Annotated in this window: 19 protein-coding genes; 6 read left to right on the top strand and 13 right to left on the bottom strand. The window is 70.0% G+C overall.

Translation table 11 applies throughout. The annotated features are described in order from the left end of the window. Positions 1-38 precede the first annotated feature (38 nt). From IU452_RS14600 to dxs, 4 genes are all read right to left on the bottom strand, one after another. Positions 39-1,505, bottom strand: a complete 1,467-nt coding sequence (locus IU452_RS14600) for a HAMP domain-containing sensor histidine kinase (RefSeq protein ID WP_195109516.1) — start codon at positions 1,503-1,505, stop codon at positions 39-41. Next, positions 1,502-2,206 carry a response regulator transcription factor gene (locus tag IU452_RS14595; protein WP_416382317.1) on the bottom strand — a complete coding sequence of 235 codons (705 nt, stop codon included), beginning with the start codon at positions 2,204-2,206 and terminating at the stop codon, positions 1,502-1,504. Before IU452_RS14595 ends, IU452_RS14600 begins: the two co-directional genes overlap by 4 nt. 12 nt (positions 2,207-2,218) lie before the next feature. After that, complete coding sequence (locus IU452_RS14590; RefSeq protein ID WP_195109514.1) at positions 2,219-2,572, bottom strand: hypothetical protein; 354 nt, start codon at positions 2,570-2,572, stop codon at positions 2,219-2,221. A gap of 151 nt (positions 2,573-2,723) precedes the next feature. After that, positions 2,724-4,616 carry a 1-deoxy-D-xylulose-5-phosphate synthase gene (dxs, locus tag IU452_RS14585; RefSeq protein WP_195109513.1) on the bottom strand — a complete coding sequence of 631 codons (1,893 nt, stop codon included), beginning with the start codon at positions 4,614-4,616 and terminating at the stop codon, positions 2,724-2,726. A gap of 185 nt (positions 4,617-4,801) precedes the next feature. On the opposite strand from dxs, the gene IU452_RS14580 reads away from it, so the two are divergent. Continuing rightward, positions 4,802-5,473, top strand: a complete 672-nt coding sequence (locus tag IU452_RS14580) for an SIMPL domain-containing protein (protein ID WP_324192613.1) — start codon at positions 4,802-4,804, stop codon at positions 5,471-5,473. A 126-nt stretch (positions 5,474-5,599) separates the two neighbouring features. Here IU452_RS14580 and IU452_RS14575 read toward each other — a convergent pair whose 3' ends face one another. Continuing rightward, positions 5,600-6,865 (bottom strand): class I SAM-dependent RNA methyltransferase, encoded by a 1,266-nt coding sequence (locus IU452_RS14575; protein ID WP_195109668.1) that lies wholly within the window; start codon positions 6,863-6,865, stop codon positions 5,600-5,602. Between the two features lie 29 nt (positions 6,866-6,894). Continuing rightward, positions 6,895-8,883 carry an APC family permease gene (locus tag IU452_RS14570; RefSeq protein WP_195109512.1) on the bottom strand — a complete coding sequence of 663 codons (1,989 nt, stop codon included), beginning with the start codon at positions 8,881-8,883 and terminating at the stop codon, positions 6,895-6,897. A gap of 163 nt (positions 8,884-9,046) precedes the next feature. On the opposite strand from IU452_RS14570, the gene IU452_RS14565 reads away from it, so the two are divergent. Both IU452_RS14565 and IU452_RS14560 read left to right on the top strand, forming a co-directional pair. Beyond that, on the top strand, positions 9,047-9,718 hold the full coding sequence (locus tag IU452_RS14565; protein WP_195109511.1) for a potassium channel family protein: 672 nt from the start codon (positions 9,047-9,049) through the stop codon (positions 9,716-9,718). Beyond that, positions 9,715-10,383 carry a potassium channel family protein gene (locus IU452_RS14560; protein WP_195109510.1) on the top strand — a complete coding sequence of 223 codons (669 nt, stop codon included), beginning with the start codon at positions 9,715-9,717 and terminating at the stop codon, positions 10,381-10,383. The genes IU452_RS14565 and IU452_RS14560 overlap by 4 nt, the downstream gene beginning before the upstream one ends. A gap of 16 nt (positions 10,384-10,399) precedes the next feature. Here the strand turns inward: IU452_RS14560 and IU452_RS14555 are convergent, their stop codons facing one another. The 3 genes from IU452_RS14555 to IU452_RS14545 form a co-directional block, all read right to left on the bottom strand. Beyond that, entirely contained in the window at positions 10,400-11,056 is a 657-nt protein-coding gene (locus IU452_RS14555) for a sigma-70 family RNA polymerase sigma factor (RefSeq protein ID WP_416382316.1), read from the bottom strand. Positions 11,057-11,155: 99 nt separating this feature from the next. Further along, on the bottom strand, positions 11,156-11,884 hold the full coding sequence (locus IU452_RS14550; RefSeq protein WP_195109509.1) for a DUF3159 domain-containing protein: 729 nt from the start codon (positions 11,882-11,884) through the stop codon (positions 11,156-11,158). A gap of 3 nt (positions 11,885-11,887) precedes the next feature. Next, on the bottom strand, positions 11,888-12,313 hold the full coding sequence (locus IU452_RS14545; RefSeq protein ID WP_228817549.1) for an OB-fold nucleic acid binding domain-containing protein: 426 nt from the start codon (positions 12,311-12,313) through the stop codon (positions 11,888-11,890). Between the two features lie 212 nt (positions 12,314-12,525). Here IU452_RS14545 and IU452_RS14540 point away from each other — a divergent pair, with 212 nt between their 5' ends. Continuing rightward, positions 12,526-13,242, top strand: coding sequence for an alpha/beta fold hydrolase (locus IU452_RS14540; protein WP_195109508.1), 717 nt, complete (start codon positions 12,526-12,528; stop codon positions 13,240-13,242). A gap of 127 nt (positions 13,243-13,369) precedes the next feature. Here IU452_RS14540 and IU452_RS14535 read toward each other — a convergent pair whose 3' ends face one another. Together IU452_RS14535 and dut are read right to left on the bottom strand one after the other, a co-directional pair. Beyond that, positions 13,370-14,239, bottom strand: a complete 870-nt coding sequence (locus IU452_RS14535) for a DUF3710 domain-containing protein (RefSeq protein WP_195109665.1) — start codon at positions 14,237-14,239, stop codon at positions 13,370-13,372. Between the two features lie 2 nt (positions 14,240-14,241). Continuing rightward, entirely contained in the window at positions 14,242-14,739 is a 498-nt protein-coding gene (gene dut, locus IU452_RS14530) for a dUTP diphosphatase (protein WP_195109507.1), read from the bottom strand. Between the two features lie 124 nt (positions 14,740-14,863). On the opposite strand from dut, the gene IU452_RS14525 reads away from it, so the two are divergent. Beyond that, positions 14,864-15,349: a DUF3093 domain-containing protein gene (locus IU452_RS14525; RefSeq protein WP_195109664.1), complete on the top strand. Its 486-nt coding sequence runs from the start codon at positions 14,864-14,866 to the stop codon at positions 15,347-15,349. Positions 15,350-15,560: 211 nt separating this feature from the next. Here the strand turns inward: IU452_RS14525 and IU452_RS14520 are convergent, their stop codons facing one another. Beyond that, the gene (locus IU452_RS14520; protein WP_195109506.1) at positions 15,561-15,863 is read right to left on the bottom strand and encodes a DUF4193 domain-containing protein; all 303 of its coding nucleotides are present in this window, start codon (positions 15,861-15,863) and stop codon (positions 15,561-15,563) included. 450 nt (positions 15,864-16,313) lie between these two features. Between IU452_RS14520 and cei the strand changes: the two genes are divergently transcribed. Next, the gene (cei, locus tag IU452_RS14515; RefSeq protein WP_195109505.1) at positions 16,314-16,991 is read left to right on the top strand and encodes an envelope integrity protein Cei; all 678 of its coding nucleotides are present in this window, start codon (positions 16,314-16,316) and stop codon (positions 16,989-16,991) included. A gap of 15 nt (positions 16,992-17,006) precedes the next feature. Here the strand turns inward: cei and IU452_RS14510 are convergent, their stop codons facing one another. After that, on the bottom strand, positions 17,007-17,951 hold the full coding sequence (locus tag IU452_RS14510; protein ID WP_195109504.1) for an inositol monophosphatase family protein: 945 nt from the start codon (positions 17,949-17,951) through the stop codon (positions 17,007-17,009). Between the last annotated feature and the right edge of the window lie 14 nt (positions 17,952-17,965).

Below are 17,965 nucleotides of genomic sequence, written 5' to 3'. Positions count from 1 at the left end.
CGGACTCCTACCGGCGATACCTGAAACTGTAACCTGTTTCAGAATCTACGCGAAGTGTCCAGCGCGGTGGATGTTTCCGCGGCGGGCCGGTCGGGGTGCGCGCGGAGAGTGACCCGCAGCCGGGCGCCGCCGAGCGGGCTATCGTCCAATCGCACCGCGCCGCCGTGTAATCGGGCCTGCTGCGCGACGAGGGCGAGGCCGAGGCCGCTACCCGCGGCGCCGGTGGCACCGCGGGCGAACCGTTCGAACACTCGCTCTCGGTCGCCGGGCGGTACGCCGGATCCGTTGTCGTCCACGGTCAGTTCGACCATGTCGCCGTCGATCCTCCGAGCGGCGACGTCCACGCGGGTGGCTCGGCCGTGGCGCACCGAGTTGGTCACCGCATTGTCGAGGATGCTCCGCAGACCCGCCGCCAGTCCCTGGATGGGCAGCGGCTCGGCGACGGTGGAGGTGACCGTCACCTCCGGGTGGTTCCCGCCCGCGTCCTCGACGACCTGATCGATCAGTTCGTCCAGGTCGACCTCGTCGAAATCGTCCTCGGTGGTCAATTCGCCCAGTGCCAGCCGTTCGAGCGCCGCCAGGGTGTCCTCCACCGACTGCTGAGTCGTCAGCACATCGTCGAGAATGTCGAGGCGTTCGCGTTCGGACACCTCCATTGTGCGCAGCACCTGCAGATCGGTGCGCATGGAGGTGAGTGGCGTCCGCAGTTCGTGCGCCGAGGTGGCCGCGAAGTCCCGTGCGGCGGCCAGTGCGTCGGCGGTATGGCGGCGTTCGTCGGCGATGCGCTCGAGCATCTGATTCATCGCCGCGGTCAGTTCGGCGGTTTCGGTGGTTCCCTTCGTCGGCGGCACCTCCAGCGACAGCCGCGTCCCCACCCCCTTGGTGGCCGTGGTCAACCGCCGAAGCGGCAGCACCGCACGATGTGCGAACAACCACCCCAGCGCGGCGGCCACCACGATTGCCCCCGCACCCACCGCAACGATGCGATTCCTTTGCGCCGCAACAGTATCCGCCACCGCCTGCTTCGGCACCGCGGCAGCCACCAGCATGGTGTCCCCCTTCCCGATCTTCGCGGGCAGATCCCACGACAGGAACGGTTCCGGCGGTCCGGAACCGGGTCCCCCGTCGGACAGAAATATCCGCGGCCCCGAAACCCCCGCACCGGACCCGGGAGCGCCCGCACCATGCGCGCCCTGCGTTCCGAGCACCGGCCCGCCCGGAGCGGCCGCCTCCCCCGGCGAAGGCACCCCCGGCCCGCCCGGAGCGGACGCGCCACCGACCCCGAGGGAAGCAGGGGGTGTCGGTGCGGTCGGGCTCCGGGCGGGATCCGCCTCGCCGGAGGCGGCTCTGGTGATGCGCAGCGCGCGCACCGTCGAATCGACCTGCTGTTCGGTGCCGGAGGGGGCCAGGGCGAAGAACACCGCGCTCATCGCCACGACGACGAGGGCCGCGGTGGCGGCGCCGGCGACGGCGACTCGGGCGCGCAGCGACAGCGGCCGCCTCACGGTTCCACCCGCAGGACGAAGCCGACGCCGCGGACGGTGTGCACCAGTCGCGGGCAGCCGCTTGCCTCGATCTTGCGGCGCAGATAGGCCACGAAGACATCCACCACCTTCGTCTGGGTGCGGAAGTCGTAACCCCACACACGATCCAGGAGTTGTGCGCGACTGAACACCTGCCCGGGCGCGGCGGCCAGCGCCGCCAGCAGATCGAATTCGCGCTTGGTGAGATCCAGCGGCCGATCGTCGACGTAGGCGCGGCGGGCGCCGGGCAGCACGGTCAGCGGCCCGACGACCGTGCGGCCGGGATCGACCGCGGGCGCGGGCACCCGGCGCAGCAGGGCGCGCAGCCGGGCCGCCAGCTCACCCAGGTCGAACGGCTTTGTCAGGTAGTCGTCCGCGCCCGCCTCGAGAGCACCGATCCGGTCGGTCACCTCCGAGCGGGCGCTGAGCACGCAGATCGGGATCTCGTTACCCAACGCCCGCAGGGCGGTGACGACCTGGACGCCGTCCAGGTGCGGCATGTTCAGGTCCAGCACCATCGCCGCGGGGGTGCTCGCGGCGATGCATGCCAGCGCGGTGGCGCCGTCGGCCGCGGTGTCGACCTCGAAACCCGACAACCGCAGCCCCCGCGCCACCGACGTCAGCACCCTGGTGTCGTCGTCCACCACCAGTACTCGACTGTTCACGGTTCCGACGATAGCCACGGGCGGCGCTTGTTACGGCCGGGTGCAGGTGATCATCTGGCCGCGATCGGAGGGCACGGTATAGCAGTGACCGGGCCCGTCACGGTCCACGATCACGGGACCGGGCCCCGGGCCGCCCGGCGACACGATCACCGGACCCCGCCCCGGGCCGCCCGGCGAGACGATCGCGGGCCCCGCGCCCGGACCGTCCGGCGAGACGATCACCGGGCCCGCGACGTCCGGCCCCGACGACCCGGACCCGGACGAGGCCGACCCGGACGATAACGGGACCTGCGCCCCTGCCACGGCCGGCAATGCCAGAGCCACGGTGGCGGCGCCTCCGGCGATTCCGGCGACGACGAGGCGGCGAAGGGTGTACAACGGCATGGGCATATCTCCTGCGCTCGGGGACGATTTCCGTCCGGCTTGTCGAACGCCGTCGACGGTATGGGCCCAGTGCTGGGAGACCGTTCGAGAACGGTTAGAAAATGGATAGAACCGCCGCCGTTCAGAAAACGGACAGAAGAACCGCCGCCGTTCAGGCGTTACCGGCAAGCCATCCGGTGACGCGGCGGGCGATGGCGGCCGGTGTCAAACCCAGTTCCTGGTGGATCTGCGCCCGCGAGGCGTGATCCAGGAACCGTTGCGGCACACCGATATCGCGGGTCGGCACGTCCAGTCCGGCGGCGCGCAACTTCGCCGAGACCGTGCAGCCGACGCCGCCGTGCAGGCCACCGTCCTCGACGGTCACCACCAGGCGATAGTTCTCGGCCAGTTTGACGAGGGTGTCCGAGACCGGCAGCACCCAGCGCGGGTCCACCACGGTCACCGAAATACCTTCCGCCGCAAGGAGGTCGGCGGCTCGCACCGCCGTCTGCGCGAATGGGCCGACCGCCACCAGCAACACATCGCCGCGCACCGTCTGCGCCGCGCCGCCCTCGGGCATGCGCAGCACGTCCACGCCGTCCAGCCGCTCCACGGCCGAAAGCTCCTCGGCGACAGCGCCTTTCGGGAACCGCAGGGCGGTCGGGCCGTCGTGCACGGCCAAGGCCTCGGCCAATTCCTCCCGCAGCGTGGCGGCATCGCGCGGGGCGGCGACCCGGATGCCGGGCACGATGCCCAGCACCGACATATCCCACATGCCATTGTGGCTGGCGCCGTCGTCACCGGTGATACCGGCGCGATCCAGCACCAGGGTGACCGGCAGCTTCAGCAGCGCCACATCCATCAGCAGCTGGTCGAAGGCGCGGTTGAGAAAGGTGGAGTAGATGGCCACCACCGGGTGCAGACCGCCCAGGGCCAGACCCGCGGCCGAGGTCATGGCGTGCTGCTCGGCGATGCCGACGTCGAACATGCGATGCGGGAACCGCTCGCCGAACGGGGTCAGCCCCGTCGGCCCGGGCATGGCCGCGGTGAGCGCGACGATATCGTCGCGCTGCTCGGCCTGGCGGATGAGTTCGTCGGAGAACACCGACGTCCAGCCGACCGCGCTGCCGCCCATCGGCTCGCCGGTCTCGGGGTCGATCACCCCGATCGAATGCATCTGATCGGCCTCGTGATCCTCGGCCGGCTGATAGCCGCGGCCCTTCTGGGTCACGGCGTGCACGATGACGGGCCCGCCGAAATCCTTGGCCCGGCGCAGCGCCGCCTCCAGGGCGACGATGTCGTGGCCGTCGACCGGGCCGACGTATTTCAGGCCCAGATCGCTGAACAGCTCCTGCGGCGCGACGGCATCCTTGATCCCGGCCTTGAGCGCGTGCAGCATCGAGTAGGCCGAGCCGCCGACGTGCGGGATGCCCTGAACGAACCGTTTGGTCACATCCAGTGCCTGCTCGTAGGCGGGCTGCATCCGCAGCGCGGTCAGCCGGTCGGCCAGCCCGCCGATGGTGGGCGAATACGAGCGCCCGTTGTCGTTGACCACGATGATCAGCGAGCGGTCCGGCCCGGCGGCGATATTGTTCAGCGCCTCCCAGCACATACCGCCGGTCAGCGCGCCGTCACCGACCACAGCCACCACGTGGCGGCGCTGTTTGGTCAGCGCGAACGCCTTGGCCAGGCCGTCGGCATAGGACAGCGACGCGGAGGCGTGCGAGGACTCCACCCAGTCGTGGGCGCTCTCGGCGCGGCTGGGATAGCCGGACAGGCCGCCCTGTTTGCGCAGCCGGTCGAAGCCGTCCTTGCGGCCGGTCAGGATCTTGTGCACGTAGGCCTGGTGACCGGTGTCGAAGACGATCGGATCCGCGGGCGAATCGAAGGTGCGGTGCAGGGCGATCGTCAGCTCCACCACACCGAGGTTCGGTCCCAGATGACCGCCCGTCACCGCGACCTTGCGGACCAGGAACTCGCGGATCTCCTCCGCCAGCTCGTGCAGTTCCGGTACCGTCAGCCGCCGCAGGTCCTCGGGCGTATCGACCCGGGAAAGAACTCCCACCGCTATCGCTCCTCTGGATGGCTCGTCTGTTTGGGACAGTCTACGGAGCCGTGTCGAGTCCCGAGGACGGGAACGGCAAGCTACTCGCGACATCCGTCCGATATGTGAGCCTCGGCATATCCGCGCGCCGATAGTGTGGGCGGTGCGCTGTGCCGCAGCCACTCTCGGAGACAGAAGGGATCCCTGTGACCGCCGACCAGTCCCGCACCACCGCGACGGTGACCACCTTCGGGCACGGCACCGCCGCCGCCACACCCGACCGCATGGAGGTGTCGATTTCCATCGAAACCCGCGCCAGCACAGTGGCTCTGGCCTACCACAACGCCGCCGAGCGCACCACCGCGGTCACGGCGAAGCTGCGGGCCGACGGCGTCCGATCGGCCGATATCGCCACCAGCGGCCTGTCGGTGCACACCGAGACCACCTGGGTCGAGGGCGGTGGCTCCCGCATCACCGGTTATGTCGCGAGCACCTCGCTGACGGTGTCGCTGCGCGTCGAGGCCCAAGACACGCCGGATCCGGCGACGATCATCGGCCATGCCGTCGACGCGGGCGGCGACGACGTGCGCCTGGGCGGGCTGAACCTCACCTTCGCCGACCAGGAGGCCCTGCTGACCCGCGCCCGCGACGCCGCCTGGGACAACGCCCGCGCCAAGGCCGACCAGTACGCCGCCCGCGCCGGCCGCACCCTCGGCCAGGTCCTGGAGATCACCGAAAACACCGCCCCGACCACCCCACCCATCCCCACCCGCGCGGTCCAATTCATGTCGGCCGAAGCCAGCGCCTCCCCCATCCCCCTCGAATACGGCGAATCCGAGCTCTCCACCACCCTCCGAGTGACTTGGCAGTTGGACTAGCCCCGTCGGGAATGGTGAAGAACCCCGGCCGACCTGTATCGACATACGTGAGACCGGTCTACCCGCTATGCGTGAGACCGGTCTACTCGCATCCCCGCCGCCCGGCCGCCAGGCCGGGCGGCGGGGTCAGGGGGTGGGTTCGAGGAGTGCCAGGCATTCGACGTGGTGGGTGGCCGGGAAGGCGTCGAAGGCGCGGAGGTGGGTGGGGGTGTAGCCCGCGCTGCGGTAGAGGCCGAGGTCGCGGGCGAAAGCGGCGGGGTCGCAGCCGATGTGGACGATGCGGGCCGGGAGGGGGGCGGTGAGGGCGGTGATGACGTCCTTGCCTGCGCCTGCGCGGGGTGGGTCGAGGACCACGACTTGGGGTGGGGCGGAGAGGATCCGGTCGTCGAGCCAGCGTTCGACGCGGTGGGCTCGGAGTTCGGCCTGAGGGAGGTCGCGCAGGGCGGCGGTGCCGTCGGCGACCGCGGAACGCGAGGATTCGACGCCCAGCACGCTGCCCTCCGGGCCGACCTGCTCGGCCAGACGGGCCGCGAAAACGCCTGCGCCGCTGTAGAGATCCCACGCCAGTGCGCCCGGGGACGCGTCGGCCCAGTCGGCGACGACATCCGAATACCACTGGGCCGCACCGCGATGCGGCTGCCAGAATCCGGTCGCCGAGACCTCCCAGCGGCGGCCTGCCACGTATTGCACTGCGCGACCGCTGCCTTCGATCACCCGCTCGGGACGGGGACCGTGCGTGGCGGCGCGCCGCGCGGTGGTACTGCGCCGATCGCCGCCGGATCGCCGTCCCGATTTCGGCGGTGCCAACTCCACGATGTGCCGCAATCCGTCGTCGTCGACGGCGATCACGAGTTCGGCTCCCGGCGTCCACCGGCTGTCGGCGATCCCGTCCAGGGCTCCCGCCATCGGTTGTGGGCAGCGCAGATCCGTGATCACGTCGCTGCTGCGATAGCGGTGCATCCCGGCACGACCCTCGTCGTCGACCACCAGCCGAATACGCGTCCGCCAGCCCCCGGTCTCCGAATTCCCGTTGTCACCCAACGGGATCGGTTCGACCGTGACCTTGGTCTCCCACTCGGCCAGCCGCCGCAGCTGCTCGGTCACCACGGCGGCCTTCAGCGCGCGCTGGGCCTCGGGCGTGGCGAAGGAGAAGTCGCAGCACCCCGCCCCGCCGGGCCCGGACACCGGACAGGTCGCCGGTACCCGGTCCGGCGACGCCTCCAGCACCTCCACCGCCTCGGCACGGCAGAACGACTTGCCGCGATCCTCGGTCACCCGCGCCCGCACCAACTCCCCCGGCAGCCCGTGCCGCACGAACACCACCCGCCCCTCGTGCCGCGCCACGCAGAACCCGCCGTGCCCGGGAGGACCCAATCGCAGCTCGAGAAGCATTCCCTCCCAACCATTATCGGTTCGCACGGTCACGATCGCTCCTCATAACCGCGGCGCACCGCACCGGGAGCATTCACCAGACCCGGCTGCCGCGCCTTCGCCGAGGAGCTGAGCTGCCACGGCACGCTGGTGACCATGACGCCGGGCTCGAACAGCAGCCGCCCCTTCAACCGCAGCGCACTCTGGTTGTGCAGCAACTGCTCCCACCAGTGCCCGACCACGTATTCGGGAATGAACACGGTCACCACATCGCGCGGCGACGCCCGCCGCACCCGCTTGACGTAATCCACCACCGGCTTGGTGATCTCGCGATACGGCGACTCGATCACCTTGAGCGGCACCGGAATATCGCTGTTCTCCCACTCGCGCACCAGCTGCCGGGTGTCGGGTTCGTCGACGTTGACAGTGACCGCCTCCAGCACGTCGGGCCGCGTCGCGCGCGCATAGGCGATCGCCCGCCGCGTCGGCAGGTGCAGCTTGGACACCAGCACGATGGAATGGGTGCGGCTGGGCAGGACCTGGTCGGCCACATACTCGTCGAGCTCGCGGGCGACCGTGTCGTAGTGCTTGCGAATCATCCGCATCAGCACGAAGATCGCCGCCATCGTGACGATCGCGATCCAGGCACCCGCCAGGAACTTGGTGATCAACACGATCACCAGCACCGCCCCGGTCATGGTGAGGCCGATCGCGTTGATCACCCGCGACCGCAGCATCCGCCGACGCACGATCGGATCGGTCTCGGTGCGCAACAAGCGTGTCCAATGCCGCAGCATGCCGGTCTGGCTCAGCACGAACGACACGAACACACCGACGATGTAGAGCTGGATCAGCCGTGTCACCTCGGCCCCGAACATCACCACGAACGCGATGGCCGCACCTGACAGGAACAAGATGCCGTTGGAGAAGGCCAGCCGGTCACCGCGGGTGTGCAGCTGGCGGGGCAGGAATCGGTCCTGAGCCAGGATGGAACCGAGCACCGGGAACCCGTTGAACGCCGTGTTGGCCGCCAGCACCAGGATCAGCGCTGTCACCACGGTGATGAAGTAGAAGCCCGCGGGGAAGCCTTGGAACACCGCATGGGCCAGCTGCGCGATCAGCGTCTTCTGCTCGTAGCCCGCCGGCGCGCCCACCAGATCGGACACATTCTGCGCGTACACCACACCCACCCGGCGGGCCAGCAGGATGATGCCCAGCAGCAGGGTGATGGAGATCAGGCCGAGCATCAGCAACGTCGTCGCCGCGTTGCGCGACTTGGGCTTCCGGAACGCCGGAACACCGTTGCTGATGGCCTCGACACCGGTCAGCGCCGCACAGCCGGAGGAGAACGCCCGCGCCAGCAGGAATGCGAACGCGATCCCGTACAGGTGCGAATCCTCCCCATGCAGCTGGAAACCGTAGGACTCGGCGTGCACCTCGTCGCCGAACACCTCGATCCGCACGATTCCCCAGCCCAGCATGAAGACCATGCCGATCATGAAGGCGTAGGTGGGGATGGCGAACGCGGTGCCGGACTCCCGCACCCCGCGCAGATTCATCGCCGCCAGCAGCGCGATCGCCGCCACCGCGAACAGCACCTTGTGGGTGGCGACGAAGGGCACGGCCGACCCGATATTGGAGGCCGCCGAGGAGATCGACACCGCGACGGTCAGCACATAGTCGACCAGCAGCGCGCTGCCGACGGTGAGCCCGGCGGTCGGCCCGAGGTTCTTCGTCGCCACCTCGTAGTCACCGCCGCCGGAGGGGTAGGCGTGGACATTCTGCCGATAGGAGGCCACCACCACGGCGAGCACCGCGGCGACCGCGAGGCCCACCCAGGGCGCGTAGACGTAGGCCGACAGCCCGGCCGCCGACAGCACCAGGAAGATCTCCTCCGGTGCGTAGGCGACCGACGACAGCGCATCGGAGGCGAAAACGGGCAGTGCGATCCGCTTGGGCAGCAAGGTATGTCCCAGCGAATCACTGCGGAAGGGGCGGCCGACCACCATGCGTTTGACGGCCGTCGTCAACTTGGACACTCGCCCCAGCATAACTGCGGTGTTCCAGGCCACACAGCGCCGGGCCACCCGCGTTTCGAGAGGTCGCTCAGGGGGAATGTGGCTGCAAGGACCGTCGGCGGGTACGGTTCCTCCGATAACGAACCAGACCGCACACCACGGTTTTCGAATTGGGGATGGCACGGTGTACGTAGTGATCATGGGGTGTGGCCGAGTCGGCTCCTCGCTCGCCCGCGCCCTGGTCCGGGTCGGGCACGAGGTTGCCGTGATCGATCGAGATCCGAGCGCCTTCCTGCGGCTCGGCAAGGAGTTCTCCGGTGAGCGGGTGACCGGGGTCGGCTTCGACCGGGACGTGCTGCAGCGGGCGGGCATCGAGCGGGCGGGCGCATTCGCCGCCGTGTCCTCCGGAGACAACTCCAACATCATCGCCGCCCGGGTCGCCCGGGAGACCTTCGGCGTGGAGCGCGTGGTGGCACGCATCTACGACGCCAAGCGGGCCGCGGTCTACGAGCGGCTGGGCATCCCGACCATTGCCACCGTGCCCTGGACGACCGATCGGTTCCTGCGCACGATCGTCGGCGACGCGGCGGCGACCAGCTGGCGCGACCCCACCGGCACCGTCGCGGTCATCGAGCTCCCCCTGCACGAGGACTGGTACGGGCGTACAGTGCGGGATCTGGAGGACGTGATTCACGCCCGCGTGGCCGTCCTCATCCGATTCAGTCAGGGCGTGGTGCCCACCAAGAAAACGGTGTTGCAGGCCGATGACATCGTCTATATCGCCGCCGCCTCCGGCTCCGTCGGCGAGGCCGTCGCCCTCGCCGCCGCTCCCCCTTCGACCGAGGACCAATCGTGAAAGTAGCGATCGCCGGGGCGGGTGCCGTCGGCCGCTCCATCGCCCAGGAACTCCTTCGCGGCGGGCACGAGGTGATGCTGCTCGAACGCCGCCTCGACCACGTCGACCCGGTCGTCGCTCCCGCCGCGACGTGGGTGCACGGCGACGCCTGCGAGCTGGAACTGCTCGAGGAGGCGGGGTTGCAGGACTACGAGGTCTGCATCGCGGCGACCGGCGACGACAAGGTGAATCTGGTGTACAGCCTGCTCGCCAAGACCGAGTTCGGTGTGCGGCGGGTGGTGGCCCGGGTCAACGATCCACGCAACGAGTGGCTGTTCGACGGCTCGTGGGGAGTCGACGTCGCGGTGTCGACCCCGCGCCTGCTGGCCTCACTGGCCGAGGAGGCGGTGTCGGTGGGTGATCTGGTGCGGCTGATGACGCTGCGGCAGGGTCAGGCGAATCTGGTCGAGATCACCCTGCCCGCCGATACCGCGCTGGCCGGAAAGGCGGTGCGCACCCTCGCGCTCCCGCGCGATGCCGCGCTGGTGACGATTCTGCGGGGTGGCCGGGTGATCGTTCCGCAGCCCGACGACCCGCTCGAAGGCGAGGACGAACTGTTGTTCGTGACCTCGGTCGAGGCCGAGGACGAGCTGCGGAAGGTGTTGGGCGTCAACGGGTCCTACTGACCGACGCCGCGCGTGCTCAGGAGGCGGCGGCCAGCTGGGCGCGCAGCTTGTTCAGCGCCCGGTGCTGCATCACCCGCACCACGCCCGGGCTGGTCCCGATGGCCTCGGCGGTCTGGGCGGCGGTCCACCCCAACACGATCCGCATGACCAGCACCTCGCGGTGCGCCGGTGCCAGCACCTGCATCAGGTCGCGGGTCGCGCGGCGGCGCTCCGAGGCCAGGGCCATCTCCTCGGGCCCCGGGGCCGGGCATGCCTCCTCCGGGAACTCCGCCACCGGATAGGCCGGATGCTGCTGCGCGCGGCGGAACGCGTCGGCCACCTTGTTGGCCGAGATCCCGTACACGAACGCCAGGAACGACTTGCCCTGATCCCGGTAGCGCGGGATGGCCTGGACGGTGGCGATGCAGATCTCCTGCGCGATGTCGTCGGCGGTGACGTGCAGGTGGCCGCCGGAGCCGATGCGGGCCGCACAGTAGCGGCGCACCAGCGGGTGCACGATCTTGACGATCTCGGTGACCGCGTGCCGATCACCGGCGGCGGCCGGTCCGATCAACCGATCCAGCTCGGCGGCGGTCTTGCGGCTCTCCGAACCAGCGGCGCCGGGACGTGCCGGCCTCGTGCCGCGGCCCTTCGGCCGGTCCTGCGACGCCACCGCGTTGTTGTCGGTACCCACTGGGGATCCTTTCGCCCGAAGTTCTCATGAACGATCGTGCGATGATCCGGGTCCGCGAAATAGCCACCCCAGGGGTGGGTTCCCCCCACCCCCGGCGGTTCAGGCTCGCTTGGACGCGGCGGGAAAATGTCCGGCGCGGCGCACCGCCCACACCGTGACCAGCAGCGCGATGGCGGTCAGCGGCCAGCCCATGGCGATGCGGGCGACGGCCAGCAACCCGGTGCTGTCGGTCTCGTAGAAGTGGTTCTGCACCAAATAGCGGGCGCCGAACACCACCACCCACACCGCGGTCGCCAGGTCGTACAGGCGCAGCGCACGGCGGTCGGAGCGCCACTCGTGCCCGTGCCCGTTGAGGACGCTCCAGATCACCCCGGCCAGCGGCCAGCGCACCAGGATCGAGACCAGGAACGCGCCGCCGTAGATCAGGCTGGCCCAGATGCCGAACAGGAAGAACCCCTTCGCCGCGCCCATCCGATAGGCGATGAAGGCGCACACGCCCACCCCGAGGAAGCCGGAGATCGCCGGCTGCACCGGGTCGCGGCGGAACAATCGCCACACCAGGATCGCGGCCGCCACACCCAGCGCGGACCAGATGGCCGTAGCCAGGCCCCACAGCGCATTGGCGGGCACGAACACCACCACCGGCAGGGTGGAGTAGATCAGGCCGCTGATGCCGCCCAGCTGTTCCAGCAGGGTCTGCTCCAGCGCCTCCTCACGCTCGAGGTCCTCGGTCTCGTCCTCGGGCGTGACGACCGGCAGGACGGCGGTGGGCTGGTCGTCGGCGAGCGCAGCGCGCTCGGCGCCGTCGTCCTTGCTGGGTGTCGGCATACGTCAGAGGTTCCCACGTAGTTCGTAGTAGGGGTTGTACATGACCTTGGCGCCATCGCGTTCCCCGATGCGGCCGCGGACCAGGATACGACGTCCGGTCTCGATGCCGGGGATGCGGCGCCGTCCGATCCACACCAGCGCGACCGCGTCGGTGCCGTCGAAGAATTCGGCCTCCAGCCCCGCCGTGGCCGACGACGGACAGGTCTCCACGCTGCGCAATCTGCCGAGCATGGTGACCTCCTCGCCGCGCCGACACGCGGCCGCCTGACAGGCTCCCGACGCCTCCGACGTCTCGGCCAGTTCTTCGGCGTCGAGTCGGTCCAGGTCTGCGGTGAGCCGACGGCCCAGCCGCCGGAAATATCCGCTGTCCGGTCCGGCCTTGCCGTCGGCGGTGCCGGATCCCGCCCTGTTTCTGCCTGTGAAAGGCATTTCGCAACACTTCCTGCAACTGCAGACGGCGTGGGTCGCACGTCGTCGGATTTCCCACTCGAGCGGCCGATTGGCCGTATACCGTCACTGTAGATGGGGGCAGGGGCCCCCGCCACGCGGCCCGGAGGCCGGGTGACCGGTGACGGCACCACCGATGAATACCCACGCCCGCCTCCGCCGAACCACGCCGTTTGCCGCGTAGGCTTCGGCGCGTGCCCGATCTACCCCGCCCCGCGCTCGTCGTCGCCCTGCCCGGCACGGGATCCGACGCCGACTTCGCTCGCCGCGCGTTCGGACCCGCTTGTGCCGCACTGGATTTGCCGTTTCTGGCGGTCGATCCGGACCCCCGCGGGGTGGTCGCCAGCTGCCATGCCGCGCTCGATACCGCGGCCCGTTCCGGGCCGGTGCTGGCGGCCGGGATCTCGCTGGGCGCCGCGATCGCCGTCGAGTGGGTGGTCGCGCATCCGGAGTCGGCGTTCGGTGTGATCGCCGCGCTGCCCGCCTGGACGAGCTCCCGGATCGGCGGGTGTCCCGCCGCGCTGAGCGCGGCGAATACCGCCGCCCAGCTGCGCGCGGACGGCCTGGACGCGGTGGTGGCCCGCATGCGCGCCGACAGCCCGCGCTGGCTGGCCGATGCGCTCACTCAGTCGTGGACCGCCCAGTGGCCGCATCTGCCCGACGCCCTGGAGGAGGCCGCGGCCTACGCCTGGCCGACCCCGGAAACCCTTGCCGCACTGCCGGTTCCGACCACGGTCGTCTCGGCCGTCGACGATCCGGTACACCCGCTGCCGGTCGCCGAACAGTGGACCGACCTCATCCCCCGCGCCGACTTGATTCGCATCACACTCGACGAACTCGGCGCCGACCCCGCAATCCTCGGCACCCGCGGCCTGTCCCGCCTGATCGGCCGCCACGCCGCCCACCGCTGAAATCCGTTGTGGGGCAAAACACAGCGCCCGTGTGGGCCCGAGCACAGTCCGCCGAGCACAGTCCCTGAGCGTCCCGGGCGTAGAGATCCCCTTATGGCCCCGGCATGCTTTTGGCCGGGGCCCGGGGTCAGTTGCGGCGGAGTTGTTGCATCGCGGAGCCTTCGGCGCCGCGGCGGGGGCCCTGCTGTTCCGGGGGAACGACCGGGTGCTGGCCGGTGGCGTGGGCCTGGGCCGCGGCGGCCTGGGCGGCGAGGGCCTGTTGTTGGGCGGCCATCTGCTGGTGGTGGGCGGCGATCAGCTGGTCGGCCAGTTCCTGGGGGAGGACGACCGGGAGCGGTTCGCGGACCGGGAGCGGTTCGTCGCCGCGGCGCACCACCGTCTCGCTGAGGATGGCGCGGGCCGCGGCCACCAGCGGGGTGCCCTCGTCGGCTGCCCCGGACGGACCGGCCGCAACCAGCCGAACCATCCAGCGGTAGCCGTCGACACCGATGAAGCGCAGATCGGCGCCCTCGGTGACGGCATGCAGTTCGCGTCCCCAGGGCCCGGTTTGCACCGACACCTGCGCGCCGTCCGCGCGCAGCGATTCGGCCAGATCCGCGGCCACCGTGCGCCATTGCCCCGGCGACTTCGGCGCGGCGTAGGCGGCGACGGTGAGCCGGCCGTGCTGGGTGGCCAGGTGCACCGCCTGCGGGGTGCCGTCCGGGGTCATCTCGACCTGCAGCTGACCGCCCGGCGGCACCGGCAGGATCACCGAGCCGAGGTCCAGCCGCTGATCGGCGACGTTATCGAGCAGATCGGCGACCTCGTCGTAGTCGTAGGGGCCGCTGCGCTCGGCGGGACCGGCGGCCGCCTCCTCGTAGCGGTCGTCGTAGCCCGCCTGCGCGTACGCGGGTTCGTCGTAGTCCGCGTACTCGGCCTCGTCGTACTCCTCGTCGTAGGCGTACTCGTCGTAATGTCTGTCGCGATCGTCTCCGGACCGCTTCTTCCGTCCGAACATCGTCATGCCTCCTTGCCGGCCGGGCCCGCCCCGCCCGACGGTGCGGCCAGGCTCGCGTGCCCACCACTGGACCCGTAACCGCCTGCGCCACGCGAAGTCTCGTCGAGCGAGTCGACCTCGATGAAATCGACCAGTTCCACCCGCTGCACCACCAGCTGGGCGATCCGATCGCCGCGGCGCAGCTCGATCGGGGTGCGCGGATCGTGGTTGATCAGGCAGACCTTGATCTCACCCCGATAGCCCGCATCGACCGTGCCGGGCGTATTGACGATCGACAGGCCGGCCTTGGCGGCCAGTCCCGAACGCGGATGGATCAGGCCGACCGTGCCGACCGGAAGCGCCACGGCGATACCGGTGCCCACGAGCACCCGCTCCCCCGGCTCCAGAATGACGTCCTCGGTGGTGCACAGGTCCACGCCCGCGTCGCCCGGGTGCGCGCGGGTGGGCACGGGGATGCCGGGATCGAGCCGCAGCAGAGAAATGGGTGGAATACCGGTCACGTACAGCGAGCCTACGCGGTCGCGGTGCCTGCGGTGGGAGCGACGGGCCCGAAGGGCCACTGGCACCCCCTATCGCGCGCTGACCTACTCTTATGTCGTGTCCGACCAGTCCCGTCAGGTGACCATGCAGCAGAACGAAACCGCCGCCCCCGGCTACTCCGAGCGACTGTGGGTGCCGCTGTGGTGGTGGCCGGTCGGCCTGGCCATCGCCGGACTGCTCGCCGCCGAAATCCACATGGGTGCACCGGGCGTCCGGGCCTGGCTGCCGTATGTGCTGCTGCTGCCGATTCCGGTGTGGGCGTTGCTGTGGGTGAGCCGCCATCGCGTCGAAGTGGTGACGGATGCGACGGGAACTGTCGAATTGCGCGCGGACCGGGCCCATCTGCCGGTAACGTATGTAGCCCGGGCAGCGGCCGTACCGGCCAGCGCGAAAAGCGCGGCACTGGGCCGACAGCTCGACCCCGCCGCTTATGTCCAGCATCGGCCCTGGATCGGGCCCATGGTGTTGCTCGTCCTCGACGACCCGGACGACCCGACGCCGTACTGGCTGGTCAGCACGCGTCATCCCGAGCGCGTCCTGGCCGCGCTGGGCATCCCGGCCGCCGGATGAGTGGCCGAGGGCCGACTGGTCCGGCTGTGCCGATGGTCCCGAGCGCGTCCTGACCGCGCCGGGCATCCCGGCCGCCGGGTGAAGGCCTGGGGCTGGGTCAGGCTGCGTCCCGGCGCCGGGGTACTTCAGCGCGCGTAGCTCCACACGCGCGGGTCTTGGCCGCGCTCGGGCGTGCCGAGCGCGGACTGAACGAATAACCCGTAACCGATGCTCAGGCCGCGCAGTCCATGCAGATCATCTGGCCGCCCGCCTCGCTGGCGAGCCGGCTGCGGTGATGAACCAGGAAACAGCTCGAGCAGGTGAACTCGTCGGCCTGCTTCGGGATCACCCGGACCGACAGCACTTCCTCGGACAGGTCCGCGCCGGGGAGCTCGAACGACTCCGCGGTATCGGATTCGTCGATATCCACGACGGCGGACGCGGCCTCGTTGCGACGAGCCTTCAGCTCCTCCAGCGAGTCTTCCGACACCTCGTCGGTCTCACTACGCCTCGGTGCGTCATAGTCGGTTGCCATGTCGTCTTCCCCTCGTCCTTACTCCGTATATCCCGGAACCGGCCCCCTCCGCCCCGACTCCCTAGGGGAATCGACTCGGCGAGCACCGTCCCGCCGTGGTGTACGTCACGTGTACACCGGTCGCCGACCGGGCCGGATCCTCGGGATCCGTACCGGATCGCGCTCGGTCAACGCAGGACATGCCCTGGTTGTTCCCGAAATCGCTCCCCTGATACACATCAGTCGATTCGAATCGGGCCGCCAGACAATAGCGGACGTCGGCGCAAAAGTCGCAATCAAAACTCGAGCACGGCGAAACTGACGGGCAATCGTCACCACCCAGGGTGGATCGCCCCCTATTCCGTGGTCGACCGTCGAGCGAATCGTTACCTGGGCGATATCCAGCTCATCCCCGGCACGCGGCGGAGTCCGCATGCGCGATTGGGCCCGGCCAACTCGTAAGGTGTGCATGTGGTTTCACTGATCACCGAAGGCAGCGCCGTCGACGACAAGGGGCGGCCGTTCCTGCGCCGCCGCTACCAACCCTGGGTCGCGATGGTGGCGATCCTTGCCCTGATCTGCGCGATCGTGTGGATCAAGGCATTGACCACCGAGGGCCGCAGCCATGCGGCGATGACGTGCAACTCGCCCGCCCCGGCCGCGGATCCGGCCGCGCAGCAGCCGGCGCCGCTGGGCCAGCGGGTGTCCTCGTCGCGGCTGCACGACGTGAAGCCCGCGCCACTGGACCGGGCCAAGGTGCGCGTCTACAACGCCTCCGGACAGCGCGGCCTGGCCGAGCACATCGCCTCGAGACTGAGTGACTACGGGTTCGCCAGCCCGCCCGCGCCACAATTCGCTAACGATCCGGTATACGTCAACGGCGACCTCGAGTGCACCGGCCAGATCCGCTTCGGCGTCAACGGCCGCCCGGCCGCGGCCTCGGTGCAGCTGATCGCCCCGTGCGCCGAGCTGATCGAGGACCATCGCACCGACGAGACCGTCGACCTGGCCCTGGGCTCACTGTTCGGCAACGACATCCAACCCGGCAACGACGCCGAAGAGGTTCTGAAGTCCCTGAAGAACCCCGCTCCCGGCGACCCGGGCATCGACTCCAAACTCCTCGACGCCGCCCGCCAGGGCCACTGCTGAGCGCACCGCACCTCCTCATCCCGGCATGCTTTTGGCCGGGATCTCCGGAATCGCGTCCGACACGCCCAAGCGGCCGAACAGACCGAGCAGTTCGTCGGCGATGCCGGGCGCAACGGCGACGGTCAGGTCACCGGTCTTACTGACCGCCCCGGCGGGGGGCAGCACCAGGCGCGCCCCCGCCTCGGCGGCGATCAAGGCACCGGCGGCCCAGTCCCAGGTGTTGAGGCCGTGCTCGTAGTGGGCGTCGACCCGGCCCGCGGCGACCATGCACAGATCCAGCGCGGCCGAGCCGATGCGGCGGATGTCGCGCACATGCGGCAATACCTCGGCAACCAGCTGCCCCTGCCGGGCGCGGCGGGCGGCTCCGTAGCCGAAGCCGGTAGCCAGCAGCGCCATCGAGAGCGAGTCGACCCGGTTGCAGCGCAAGGCGGTTACCGTCCCGTCGGGACCCACCGACTGCGCGCCCGCACCCACGCCCGCGCTGTAGGTGACGTCCCGGGCCACATCGACCACGGCACCGGCCAGCGAATGCCCGGCCCGCATGGCGGCCACCGAGACCGCATAGGCGGGGATGCCGTACATGAAGTTGACCGTGCCGTCGATCGGGTCGACCACCCAGACGATCTCGCCGCGATCGCCGTCCAGGCTGCCACCGCCCTCCTCCCCCAGCACCCGTTCACCGGGCCGGAGCTCGGCGAGCAGGCGGCGAATCAGCTGCTCGGTCTCGGTATCGACGACCGTGACCGGGTCGGTCGGCGAGCTCTTGGCCTGCACGGCGCCGTCCGGGCGGGACGCCGACTCGAAGACCTCGGGCCGGCGGGAGCGCACGTGGGCGGCGGCGGTCTGCGCCAGATGCACTGCCACGCGGCGCAATTCGGCGATCTCGGCGGGATCGAACGGCTGGACGGGGTCGGTAGCTGCGGTGGAGACGGGTGAGTTGGATTCGGGCACGACATCCATCGCAACACAGATCG

Origin of the sequence: Nocardia transvalensis, from assembly GCF_015477765.1 — a bacterium.
GTDB classification, from domain to species: domain Bacteria; phylum Actinomycetota; class Actinomycetes; order Mycobacteriales; family Mycobacteriaceae; genus Nocardia; species Nocardia transvalensis_A.
Note: the sequence above shows the minus strand (reverse complement) of the source record. Positions and strands in the feature narration are given on the sequence as shown.

Bases quoted from the DNA above. Each gene is read 5' to 3' on its own strand.
- IU452_RS14535 (WP_195109665.1), bottom strand. From the start codon at position 14,239: ATGTTCGGACGGAAGAAGCGGTCCGGAGACGATCGCGACAGACATTAC.
- IU452_RS14525 (WP_195109664.1), top strand. From the start codon at position 14,864: ATGCAGCAGAACGAAACCGCCGCCCCCGGCTACTCCGAGCGACTGTGG.
- IU452_RS14575 (WP_195109668.1), bottom strand. From the start codon at position 6,865: ATGCTTCTCGAGCTGCGATTGGGTCCTCCCGGGCACGGCGGGTTCTGC.
- IU452_RS14545 (WP_228817549.1), bottom strand. From the start codon at position 12,313: ATGCCTTTCACAGGCAGAAACAGGGCGGGATCCGGCACCGCCGACGGC.
- IU452_RS14510 (WP_195109504.1), bottom strand. From the start codon at position 17,951: ATGGATGTCGTGCCCGAATCCAACTCACCCGTCTCCACCGCAGCTACC.
- IU452_RS14520 (WP_195109506.1), bottom strand. From the start codon at position 15,863: ATGGCAACCGACTATGACGCACCGAGGCGTAGTGAGACCGACGAGGTG.
- IU452_RS14550 (WP_195109509.1), bottom strand. From the start codon at position 11,884: ATGCCGACACCCAGCAAGGACGACGGCGCCGAGCGCGCTGCGCTCGCC.
- IU452_RS14590 (WP_195109514.1), bottom strand. From the start codon at position 2,572: ATGCCGTTGTACACCCTTCGCCGCCTCGTCGTCGCCGGAATCGCCGGA.